At 74.1% G+C, this 10,182-nt stretch carries 10 protein-coding genes and 1 pseudogene; 7 read left to right on the top strand and 4 right to left on the bottom strand.

Translation table 11 applies throughout. The annotated features are described in order from the left end of the window. The first annotated feature begins 156 nt into the window (after positions 1-156). A complete protein-coding gene (locus AC2CHG_RS27015; protein WP_366623437.1) occupies positions 157-741 on the top strand; it encodes a hypothetical protein in 585 nt (194 codons plus the stop codon). Positions 742-897: 156 nt separating this feature from the next. Here the strand turns inward: AC2CHG_RS27015 and AC2CHG_RS27010 are convergent, their stop codons facing one another. Together AC2CHG_RS27010 and AC2CHG_RS27005 are read right to left on the bottom strand one after the other, a co-directional pair. Next, positions 898-1,395, bottom strand: coding sequence for a hypothetical protein (locus tag AC2CHG_RS27010; RefSeq protein WP_366623435.1), 498 nt, complete (start codon positions 1,393-1,395; stop codon positions 898-900). Beyond that, positions 1,388-2,719, bottom strand: a complete 1,332-nt coding sequence (locus tag AC2CHG_RS27005) for a molybdopterin-dependent oxidoreductase (RefSeq protein WP_484525853.1) — start codon at positions 2,717-2,719, stop codon at positions 1,388-1,390. Before AC2CHG_RS27005 ends, AC2CHG_RS27010 begins: the two co-directional genes overlap by 8 nt. A gap of 186 nt (positions 2,720-2,905) precedes the next feature. On the opposite strand from AC2CHG_RS27005, the gene AC2CHG_RS27000 reads away from it, so the two are divergent. Next, the gene (locus AC2CHG_RS27000; protein WP_262015085.1) at positions 2,906-3,967 is read left to right on the top strand and encodes an NAD-dependent epimerase/dehydratase family protein; all 1,062 of its coding nucleotides are present in this window, start codon (positions 2,906-2,908) and stop codon (positions 3,965-3,967) included. A 37-nt stretch (positions 3,968-4,004) separates the two neighbouring features. Here the strand turns inward: AC2CHG_RS27000 and AC2CHG_RS26995 are convergent, their stop codons facing one another. After that, positions 4,005-5,486 carry a hypothetical protein gene (locus AC2CHG_RS26995; protein ID WP_484525852.1) on the bottom strand — a complete coding sequence of 494 codons (1,482 nt, stop codon included), beginning with the start codon at positions 5,484-5,486 and terminating at the stop codon, positions 4,005-4,007. A 145-nt stretch (positions 5,487-5,631) separates the two neighbouring features. On the opposite strand from AC2CHG_RS26995, the gene AC2CHG_RS26990 reads away from it, so the two are divergent. The 4 genes from AC2CHG_RS26990 (at position 5,632) to AC2CHG_RS26975 (ending at position 8,906) form a co-directional block, all read left to right on the top strand. Further along, the gene (locus AC2CHG_RS26990; RefSeq protein WP_484525851.1) at positions 5,632-6,306 is read left to right on the top strand and encodes a glycosyltransferase family 2 protein; all 675 of its coding nucleotides are present in this window, start codon (positions 5,632-5,634) and stop codon (positions 6,304-6,306) included. After that, positions 6,303-6,977 (top strand): TIGR04282 family arsenosugar biosynthesis glycosyltransferase, encoded by a 675-nt coding sequence (locus AC2CHG_RS26985; RefSeq protein ID WP_366623428.1) that lies wholly within the window; start codon positions 6,303-6,305, stop codon positions 6,975-6,977. The genes AC2CHG_RS26990 and AC2CHG_RS26985 overlap by 4 nt, the downstream gene beginning before the upstream one ends. Beyond that, positions 6,974-7,621 (top strand): class I SAM-dependent methyltransferase, encoded by a 648-nt coding sequence (locus AC2CHG_RS26980; protein WP_366623426.1) that lies wholly within the window; start codon positions 6,974-6,976, stop codon positions 7,619-7,621. Before AC2CHG_RS26985 ends, AC2CHG_RS26980 begins: the two co-directional genes overlap by 4 nt. Positions 7,622-8,060: 439 nt before the next feature. Continuing rightward, on the top strand, positions 8,061-8,906 hold the full coding sequence (locus AC2CHG_RS26975; RefSeq protein WP_366623424.1) for a DUF6671 family protein: 846 nt from the start codon (positions 8,061-8,063) through the stop codon (positions 8,904-8,906). A 16-nt stretch (positions 8,907-8,922) separates the two neighbouring features. On the opposite strand, the gene AC2CHG_RS26970 is transcribed toward AC2CHG_RS26975, so the two are convergent. After that, entirely contained in the window at positions 8,923-9,465 is a 543-nt protein-coding gene (locus AC2CHG_RS26970) for a carbonic anhydrase (protein ID WP_484525850.1), read from the bottom strand. Positions 9,466-9,556: 91 nt separating this feature from the next. Here AC2CHG_RS26970 and AC2CHG_RS26965 point away from each other — a divergent pair. Continuing rightward, a pseudogene (locus AC2CHG_RS26965) lies at positions 9,557-10,182 on the top strand (putative inorganic carbon transporter subunit DabA); the annotation flags it as partial.

The following is a 10,182-nucleotide window of genomic DNA, read 5'->3' as shown; positions in this document are numbered from 1 at the left end:
GGGTACCCCGCCACGTGGACGGGCACCAACACCCCCCCCCCCCCCCCCCCCCCCCCCGGTAAACGCCCAACGGGGGGGGGGGTGGCCCCCCCCGCCCCACCCCACCGTCGGCGCCCTCCGCCACCATCAGGAACCGCGATGAGGTGAGGAACGACAATGACTTCCCGGGTAGGCGTCGGCGGCTGGTACCGGAGCCGCGTCGTGTGGATCGAGGTGTGCCTGCTGGCCGCGTCGATCGGTGTGGCCGCCGTGGTCACCTCGACCACCCCGAGGACGGACCCGGCAGCTCTCCGCCAAGAGATCCTGACCCGGATGCGCACGACCCTCGAGCAGGCGGACCCGAAAGATCATCAGCACGCCGGGCACACGGCCCCAGAGGTGCCAGCCGGAGAGCAGGCCGCGCCGGCGGTCGTCTGCGGAGTCCATGTCTACGGTTACGAGCCCACCGGGGCCGCCACACTGGCCGACGTCCGGACGGTCTACGGCTTCCACCTCTGCGGCGTCGCCGAACAGAAGCGCCATTGGGACGGGGCGGTCAAACTCGTCGGCCCGGTGATCATGGACATGACCACCCGGCCTCCCGGCATTCAGGTGGTCGAGGCGACCGCCGACGTCAGGTTCGTCGACCGGCTACGGGAGATGTTCCCCGACAAGTACGAGGAACTGGCACTCAGGGAAGCGCTTCCTCCAGCGGAGATGGCCGACCTGCGGCGCCGGTACGACGCCGCCGCCGGCCTCTGACCACGCCGAGCGGCCGATACCCGCTGCGCGGCGCCGCAGGCGGCGAGGGCGAGAACGACAGCGGTCAAGGCGCCCGCACCGGGCAGGGAAGCGCTACGAGGACCGGACATGAGCGAATGTCGGACCGGCCCCCGGTCGAGCAGGACCACCTGATTCTCACGTCTCCGCCGGTGGTCGACGGGCTGCTCGTCCTGGAGTCCGGCGTCGCTGCGGACGCACCGTGCCACGACGGTGCCGCAGCGCGTAGAGCGCCGCGCTGACCGCGAAGATCGCTGCGCTGGCCAGCAGCCAGCGGGCCAGCAGCGGCTGCGGGGTCAGGCCGGTCGCCGCCGTGTACGTGTCGCCGCCGAGCCCGAGGATGCCGGGAAGATAGACGAGCAGGAGCAGTCCGGAGGCGAGCGCGGGCACCCGCACGTGATTCAGCGCCGATCGGCGCCCGCCCACCGCGGCGCGCAGCGCCCGGTCGACCAGCGCGTAGAACGGGAACAGGAGCAGGTCGTGGGCGATGACCGCGCCGACGAACCAGAGCAGCATCCGGCCGGCGGCCGGTTCTCCGGCCAGCCGCAGAGCTATCCAGCCGGTCACCGCGAAGCAGCCCAGCAGGAGCAGCAGGTGCCAGGGCGCGGCGCCGTAGCCACGCCGGAACTCAGTCATCGGGCTGGTCCTCGAAGGTGATGTCGCGGACCCACTTCGTGCAGTGCACGCCCGGCAGCGCCGGCACGATGATGCGGGCGGGGTAGCCGTGGTCGGCCGAGAGGTCCACGCCGTTGACTCTCAGGGCGAGCAGCGAGTCGGGGTGGCGGACCTGGTCGGCCTGTAGCCGGGCCTGACGGAACAGGCCGCTCCGTTCCAGCGACTCGACCCGCGCCACGGCGCTGCCGGCTGCGCCGACCTGCGCCGCGAGGTCCCGTAGCCGCACCCCCGTCCAGGTCTGCGTCGTCGACCAGCCCTCCACGCAGGCGATCGGCAGGTCGGCGGTGTGCTGCGTCATCGCGAGCAGGCCGTCGCGGTCCACCTCCACCGTGCGGCTGCCGGCGCGCACCGTCAGCCGCCACTGAGCACCGGTGTCGTCGGGTCGGACACCGGCCGCGGCGGCGGTCCGGTTGACCGGGAAACCGCTGGGTCCGTCGTCGTGCTGCCGGCCCCGCGGTAGCAGCAGCGCGGTACGGCGCAGCACCCCGTCCAGGCTCTGCCCGACGGTCAGCGCCGCCAGCAGCAACACGCCGCCCCCGGTCAGGGCGAGGACGCCACGCCGGCTCATCGTCGCCGGGCCGGGCCGGCGGGCCACCAGCCCGTCCGGATCCGGCGGCTCCGGCACGGTCTCCTCCGTGGTCGTACGCATGAAGCGCGGGCCGCGCAGCGCGGAGATCGTACGAGGAAGCTTGATCAGCACGTGCGCGACGAGGGCGGCGGTGAAGATCCAGGCGCCGTACCAGTGCGCGGTGTAGAAGTCGAATCCGAACAGGTAGGCGTACTGGATGTTGAGCAGGCCGGTGGCCGTCTCGAAGAGGATTCCGCCCACCAGGAGCAGCAGGGAGAGCAGTTCGAGCACCTGGGCCACGGACCGGGCCGGCGGCCAGTCGAACAGCTTGGGTACCACTGACCAGAGTTTCGCCACGACCACCGGTACCAACACGATGCCGAGCGTCACGTGCAGTCCCTGGGTGAGTCGGAACAGCCAGGCGGGACGGGTCGGCCAGTCGAAGACGGGAGGGTGCAGCCAGCCCACGTCGCTGGGAAATGCCTGGCCGAGCCGGGGGCCGTACGCGATCCAGTCCAGTAAACCGGTGATGATCACCAACGGGAGCGTGGCGAGCAGGACGACGCCGAACACGGACGTCAGCCAGGGACCACGCACCGGACTGCGCCACGCGTCGGCGGCGGCGTCGGCTCCGGGCGGGCGATGCCGGTCCAACGTACGCCACAGCCGCGCCGGGTAGGCGGCAGGTGGTTCGTCGGACGGCGGGTCGGCTGGCACGGTTCCTCCAGTCGGCGAGGCCGTCGGACCGGACGCGACGGGCTTCGTGCAGGACGCTAACCGGCAACGGCGCCCTCGGGCGGGCTTTGCCGCATTACCGAAGGCTTACCGGCCGTCCCCTTACGAAGTGCTGACGTCGGAGCCGAACGAGCCCCGGCGGCTTCTCCGCTGACCTAGCGTGACGCAATGCGGGTACTCGTCACCGGCGCCGCCGGGTTCATCGGATCGCAGGTCGCGGACCTGCTCGTCGCGCAGGGCCATCAGGTGGTGTGCCTGGACGCGCTGTTGCCCCAGGCGCACGGGAGTGAGCCGCCCGAGTGGTTCCGCCGCCATGAACCGGTCGTCGGCGACATCCGCGATGCGCACCTGCTCGACGATCTGCTAGCGGGCGTCGACGCCGTGTGTCACCAGGCGGCGATGGTCGGGCACGGGCTGGACCCGTCGGATGCGCCCGACTACGTCAGCCACAACGACTACGGCACGGCGGTGCTGCTGGCAGCGATGCACCGGGCCGGCGTGTCTCGCCTGGTGCTGGCCAGTTCCATGGTCGTCTACGGCGAAGGGCGATACACGTGCGCCCGGCACGGCGTCGTCCGGCCGGCCCCACGCCGCGCCGCCGATGTCGCCGTCGGCCGGTACGACCCCACCTGCCCGGTCTGCGCCGGCGCACTCGCCAGCGCGCTCGTGCCGGAGGACGCCCCGCTCGAACCGCGCAGCACCTACGCGGCCAGCAAACTGGCCCAGGAGAACCTGGCCGCCGCGTGGAGCCGGCAGACCGGGGCGGGGGTCTGGGCACTGCGCTACCACAACGTGTACGGCCCCCGGATGCCCCGCGACACGCCGTACGCCGGAGTCGCGTCGATCTTCCGGTCGGCGCTGGCCCACGGCCGGCCGCCGCGCCTCTACGAGGACGGCTTGCAGCAGCGCGACTTCGTGCACGTCTCCGACGTGGCGCGCGCCAACGTGCTGGCGCTGACCGCTCCGGCTCCGGACGGCCTGGTGCCGGTGAACGTCTGCTCCGGCCGGCCGCACACCGTCGGTGATCTCGCCACCGCCTTGGCGGCGGCGATGGACGGTCCGGCGCCGGTGGTCGTCGGCGGTGCCCGGCCGGCCGACGTGCGGCACGTGGTCGCCGATCCTCGCCGCGCACGCGACCTGCTCGGATACACCGCACAGGTCAGCTTCGCCGACGGGGTGGCCGCCTTCGCCACGGATCCGCTGCGGGAACGCGCCGCCGTGTCGGTCTGAGCGGCCCGCCCCGGCCCGCCACCGGCGGCAGGGCGGCTCACGAGACGGTGAACACGAGGTGATTGACGGCGAGGGCGGTGAGCGCCTGCCCGGCCAGCCACCAGCGGTGCGTCGCGGCGGGTAGGTGCGCCACGGCGACGAGCAGCCAGACCGTGAACGGTAGCCAGATCCGCTCGACCTCCGCCTTGCTCATGCCCGACAGGTCGGCGGCGAGCACCGCCAGCACCGCGGCGGCCGGCAGCAGAACGGTCGGCCCCAGTGTCCCGACCCGTCGCGTGGGCGCGCCGAGCCGCCGGTTCCGCACCGCGACGTGGGTCAGCGGGGCACCGCCAGGTGCTGGTCTGCCGGTGCCGGGCGTCCAAGCGGCCGGTGCCGGGGAACCGTCCCACCCTCGCCAGGCCCGGCGGGCCGCGTGCAGAGTGCGACGCAGTGCCGGTCCGACGACCGGACCGGCAGAGAGCAGCAGCGCCGCCAGGTTCGCCCAGACCCAGTAGGCGTACGGACGGTCGGCCGCCCAGCCCTGGTAGTAGCGCTCGACCACCCGGTCGTACCCCTGCCACCAGTGGAAACCCGCGACGGTGAACACCGTCGCCACAGTGGTCACCCCGGCCGCACCGGCGAGCAGCGCGGCAACTCGGCCTCCTGGACGCAGCGCGAGCACGACGAGAGCCAGGGGCGCGACGAGTACGAAGCCGTAGGACAGGTACAGCGCGAAGCCGAGCAGCACGCCGCCCGCCAACGCGGTCGCGGTTCCCCGCACGGCCAGCAGCGCGAGGCCGGCGGCTATCACCCCGGTGAAGAGACCGTCGGCGGAGGCACCCACCCAGACCGCTCCGGGCAGCAGCACCAGGAACGGCAACGACGCGCGGGCGGCCCCTCCGGCGCCCAGTGCCCGCAGGGCGATCGGCACGGACACCACGACGCTCGCCCCGACCAGGACGCAGGCCATCGCCGCCGCCGTGCCACCGCCCAGGCCGACCCGGTCGAGCGCGACGAACACCAGCAGGGCACCTGGTGGATGGCCGGCCGTGTGGGTGGACCACGAGTCCGGCTGGAAGTCCAGGATGCGGTCCGCGAAACCGGCCAGCATCCGCCCGGCATCGGTGACCCGGGGTACCTCGTGCAGATACTCCGCCTGCGGGGTGAGCCGTGTCGTCAGCCCCGCCGACCAGCCGTCCACCAGCGCCAGGGCGAGCGTCCAGCCGACCGCCGCCAGGTAGCCGACGGACAGCAGAGGGCCCCACCGGGCGGTGCGGGCCCACTGCGTTCCGGGGCCGACCACCGCGGCGGCGATCGCCAACGCGGCCGGCGTGCCCCAGCCCAGGTGCGGTCTCCAGGTGGCATAGAGCGGCGCGGCGTCGGCGTGCAGGCCCACCCCGGCCCGGTTGAGCATCGCGCCCACCGCGACGGCGGTGACCAGCAGCGTCGCCTCGACGCCCAGCACCAGCAGGTCCCCCCGGTGTCGATCCGGGAGGCGGTGGTGGACGGACGAGCGGAAAACGGTGGCACCGGGTCTCATGTCGACCGGACGGTACGGCTCGGTTCCTCCGCTGTCAGCCGCTTCGCCGGTACGTCACCGGACGGTAAGAAGCGTCGGCTCGGTAAGTGTTCCGTAAGGTTGAATCGAGCGCGCACCGTCGTCGGGCGGCCCTAGCGTCGGCGGTATGCCGACACAGATCGACGTGGTGCTGCCGTGCCTGGACGAGGCCGCTGCTCTGCCCGCCGTGCTGACCGCGTTGCCGCCCGGGTACCGGGCGATCGTCGTTGACAACGGGTCGCGCGACGGCTCACCCGAGGTGGCCGCCCGGCACGGGGCCCGGGTGGTGCACGAACCACGGCGCGGGTACGGAGCGGCCGTGCACACCGGGGTCGAGGCCGCCGACACGGAACTGGTCTGCGTGCTGGACGCCGACGGCTCGTTCGCTCCCCGGGAGTTACCCGCTCTGGTCGCCCTCGTCGAAGACGGGGTCGCTGATCTGGCCGTCGGCCGTCGCCGACCGATCGGCGTCGGGGTGTGGCCCTGGCACGCCCGGGCGGGCACGGCGCTGGTCGCCGCGCTGCTGCGGCACCGGGGCATGCCGCTGCGCGACCTCAGCCCGATCCGGGTGGCGCGCCGGGAGGCGCTGCTCGCCCTCGGGGTCACCGACCGGGCCTTCGGCTATCCGCTGGAGCTGTTGATCCGAGCCGCCGCGGCGGGCTGGCGCATCCACGAGGTGGACGTCACCTACGCACCGCGCGCTGCCGGCACCCGTTCCAAGGTCTCCGGCTCGGTGCGGGGCACCCTGCGGGCCACCCGAGACTTCGCCGCCGTGTTGCGTACCGTCCGGAAGTCCCGGTGACCGTCGTACTGGTGATGGCCAAGGCGCCCGTGCCCGGTCTGGTGAAGACCCGGCTGTGCCCGCCGGTGACTCCCGTCCAGGCCGCCCGGCTGGCCGCCGCCGCGCTGCTCGACACCCTGGACGCCGTCCGGGGGACACCAGGGGTGACGCCGGTTCTGGCGTTGGCCGGACATCTCGCGGAAGCCGTGGACGGCGTGGAGCTGACCGCCGCCCTCGCCGGTTGGTCGGTCCTGCCGCAGCGCGGCACGGACCTCGCCGACCGGCTCGCGCACGCCCACCTCGACGTCGCCGAGACGTTCCCCGGCCGCTGGGTGCTGCAGATCGGGATGGACACCCCGCAACTGACCCCGACGTCGCTGGCCGCGGCCGTGCGCCGGCTCGAAGATGCCGACGCGGCGCTCGGCTTCGCCCACGACGGCGGCTGGTGGGCGCTCGGGCTGCACGACCCCCGGCAGGCCGTGATGCTACGGGCGGTGCCGATGTCGACGCCGGTGACGGGCCGATCGACATGGTCCGCGCTGACCGGACGCGGGTTACGCCCCGTGCCGCTGCCCGTGCTGCGGGACGTGGACGACTGGTCCGACGCGCACGCCGTGGCGTCGGCGGTCCCGGACGGCCGGTTCGCCCGCCAGGTCGAGGCCGTGCGTCGCGACATGGTGGTACGCGCGTGAACGGGGACGGATTCGCCTCCGCGCTACGCGACCCCGCCGGAGACGTGCACTGGCTGGTGCCTGCGGATGGGCCCAGCCGCCGCCTGCCGGTGGAGCGGTGGCATCGGCAGGCCACCGCCGCGGAGGCGACGGTGGTGGCCCGCTGTGCCGGTCCCACCCTCGACCTGGGGTGCGGTCCGGGCCGGATGTCGGTGGCATTGACCAGGGCCGGGTTGAGCGCTGTGGGGGTGGACGTGTCGCCGCTGGCGGTGGCGCTGACCCGGGCGCGCGGCGCGGTCGCCGTGCACGCCGACCTGTTCGGCCCGCTGCCGGCCGAGGGACGGTGGGCACACACGGTGCTGCTCGACGGGAACATCGGCATCGGGGGCGACCCGGTCGCGCTGCTGCGGCGGTGCGGCTCGCTGCTGTGTTCGTCCGGCACGGTGCTGGCCGAGCTGGAACCGCCCGGCGCCGGTGCCTGGCAGGGGCAGGCCCACGTGGAGACCGGACGACACCGGGGGACCCCCTTCCGCTGGGCGTGGCTGGACCCGGATGCGATGTCAGGTGTCGCTGCGGCGGCGGGACTGCGGGTCGGCGAGGTGTTCCGGTCGGGTGGTCGCTGGTTCGCCGAGTTGACCCGGATGGACCGTTCCGCCGCGCCATGACCTCCACCTGGGTGAACACCGGCCGTCCGGGTGGCCGGGCTGAGGCCGGCCCGGACGGCCGGCGAGCGTGCCGTTCCCCGGCCGTTGCCCGGTCCGGCCGGCTGCCGTACGCGGCCCCGGCTCGCCCTCACGATCCGTGAGGGGCAACCATGCCCTTGAACCGCCTGCTGACCCTCGGGGTCGGTGCCTGTACCGCAGTCGCGCTCGGCGTGCCGGTCGGCGCGGTCCCGGCCTCGGCGTCCCACCACCGCACCGGCGGCAGCCTGGTGCTCGTCGGCGGTGCGCTAGCCGACGACAACCGGGAGATCTACGAGGACGTCGTGCGGCTGGCCGGTGGCCCCGGCCGGGCCCGGATCGATGACACCACAGCCCGGGCGACCGCTCCGATGCGTAACCGAATTCCGGAATCCTACTTCCTGTCCCGGGTAGGATCGGTGGTGTGGAGGCCTCGCCGTTCCATGGCGTGGTGGCCTGCCTGGCCACCATGCACGGCAAACAGTGGGCGCTGCGTCCGCTGTTGCGCCGACGGCTCGGGATGAGCGTGCGGGTGGCGCCGGTGGACACCGACGCGCTCGGTACGTTCACCGGCGAGGTGCGGCGGGTCGGCTCGGCGCGGGAGACCGTGGTGCGCAAGGCCCGGCTCGGGATGGCCGCGACCGGGTCCGTGGTCGGGCTGGCCAGCGAAGGGGCGTTCGGCCCGCACCCGGCGGCTCCCTGGACTCCTGCCGACGTGGAGTACGTGGCGCTCGTCGACGACCGGTCGGGTCTGACCCTGGTGGAGAGCGCCCTGAGCGTCGAGACCAACCATGGCCAGGTGGTCACCGACGGTCGGGACCGCGGCGCCGTGCTCGCGTTCCTGCGCCGAGCCGGGTTCCCGCACCACGCGGTCGTCGTCCGGCCCGCGGCCGGGCCCGGTCGGCCGGTTAAGGGACTCTGCCGGCTCGCCGACGTCCTCGTCGCCGTCCGGCGGGCCGCCCTCGACTCCGCCGACGGAACCGCCGTGCTCGGCGCGGACCTACGGGCCCACGTCAATCCGACCCGGATGCGGGTCATCGCCGCCGCCGCCGACCGGTTGGCCCGGCGTCTCGCCACGCCCTGTCCCGCCTGTGCGGCGCCGGGATTCGGCCTGGTCGGCGCCGAGCCGGGACTGCCCTGCCGCGACTGCGGCACGCCCACCACCCACGACGCGCTGCTGGTCTCGGGATGCGGCAGGTGCGCGTACCGCTCGCGTCGGCCCGTGGGCGGCGCCGCGGACCCCGGTGTGTGCCCGGTGTGCAACCCCTGATGAGGTCTCGCCCCACTCAGTGCGACCGCATCGACGCGTTGTTCGGTGGCCGCAGGCGGCAGGCCCGGCGGGCCGGCGGTGGCAGCACGGGCCGCACCTCGTTGAGGAGGCGGTCCGCGTCGTGCCAGATCATGCCGTGGATGCCGCAGCGGCCGGAGCGGACGGCCTGGTCGAGCAGGGCGGACCGGCGGCGCAGGGCGGTGAGCGTGGCGCGTACCCGGTCCGGCCCACTGCCGCCCGCCAGGGAGCAGGAGGCGTGGCCCAGCACGACCAGCAGGGGTGCGCCGAGGCGCGCGACCGCGTACTCCAGGCTGCCCAGCACGGCCGGGCCGACCTGCAGGCCGGCGGTGCGGACCGCGTAGACGTCGACGCCGCCGAACACGGTCACGGCCTCGGGCTGCGGGTCGGCGCACGACAGGACCGCGGCCACCGGTGCCGCGCCGGCCGACGGGACGGGAAGGCCGCCGGCCCGGAACCGGTGGTGCCCGGCGCGTAGCCGGGCGAGGGCGAAGCTCGGGCTGGTCTGCCACACCTGCGACGGGGATCCGGTCGCGTCCATCGCTCCTCCTCGTGCCGAGCCGCTGTCGTGCGTCTCACGATACACGAATTACGAATCGTGTAATACAGTGCGCATGTCTGAGGAGGTGACGATGTCCGTCGCACTGGTTCTGGGAGTCCTGGCCGGGCCCGCATCGGCGGCGCTGTGCGCGCTGGCGGTACCCGATCCCCGTCGAGCCACCCGGGTGGTGGGGGCGCTGCTCGCTCTCACCGCTGCCGCGGCCGCCGCGCTGCTGGCCCGGGTCGCGTACGACCCGGTGGTCCCGGCGCTCCTGCTCCGGCTCGACCCACCCGGGCCGGCGTTCTCCGTGGGGATCCGGCTCGACCGGTTCACCGCGCTGGTCGCGCTCCTCGTCTGCGGGCTGGCCGCCGTCGTCGCCGGCTACGCGCGCCGCTATCTCGACGGCGAGCCGGGCGCCCGCGCCTTGCAGGCCCGGATCGCGGCGGCCACCACGGCGACCCTGGTGATGACCACCGCGCCCAGCCTCGTGCAACTGGCCGTCGGCTGGATCGCGGCCGGGCACCTGCTCATCGGGCTCATCGGCCACTACCGGGAGCAGCCCCGGGTGCGGGCGGCGGTGCGCCGTACCCGGGCGGTGTTCCTCGTCGGCGACGTGGCCCTGGTCGCCGGCCTGGCGCTGCTGGTCGCGCCGACGGGCGACGCCGACCTGGACGCGGTCCGGGCGGCCGCCGGCGACCGGCCCGGCTGGCTCCTGGC

The organism is Micromonospora sp. ATLC20 (genome assembly GCF_057196585.1).
This window is presented reverse-complemented; position numbering and strand designations above follow the sequence as displayed.

Excerpts from the sequence above, each read along its gene's own strand:
- AC2CHG_RS26970 (WP_484525850.1), bottom strand. The coding sequence starts at position 9,465 with ATGGACGCGACCGGATCCCCGTCGCAGGTGTGGCAGACCAGCCCGAGC.
- AC2CHG_RS26990 (WP_484525851.1), top strand. The coding sequence starts at position 5,632 with ATGCCGACACAGATCGACGTGGTGCTGCCGTGCCTGGACGAGGCCGCT.
- AC2CHG_RS26995 (WP_484525852.1), bottom strand. The coding sequence starts at position 5,486 with ATGAGACCCGGTGCCACCGTTTTCCGCTCGTCCGTCCACCACCGCCTC.
- AC2CHG_RS27000 (WP_262015085.1), top strand. The coding sequence starts at position 2,906 with ATGCGGGTACTCGTCACCGGCGCCGCCGGGTTCATCGGATCGCAGGTC.
- AC2CHG_RS27015 (WP_366623437.1), top strand. The coding sequence starts at position 157 with ATGACTTCCCGGGTAGGCGTCGGCGGCTGGTACCGGAGCCGCGTCGTG.
- AC2CHG_RS27010 (WP_366623435.1), bottom strand. The coding sequence starts at position 1,395 with ATGACTGAGTTCCGGCGTGGCTACGGCGCCGCGCCCTGGCACCTGCTG.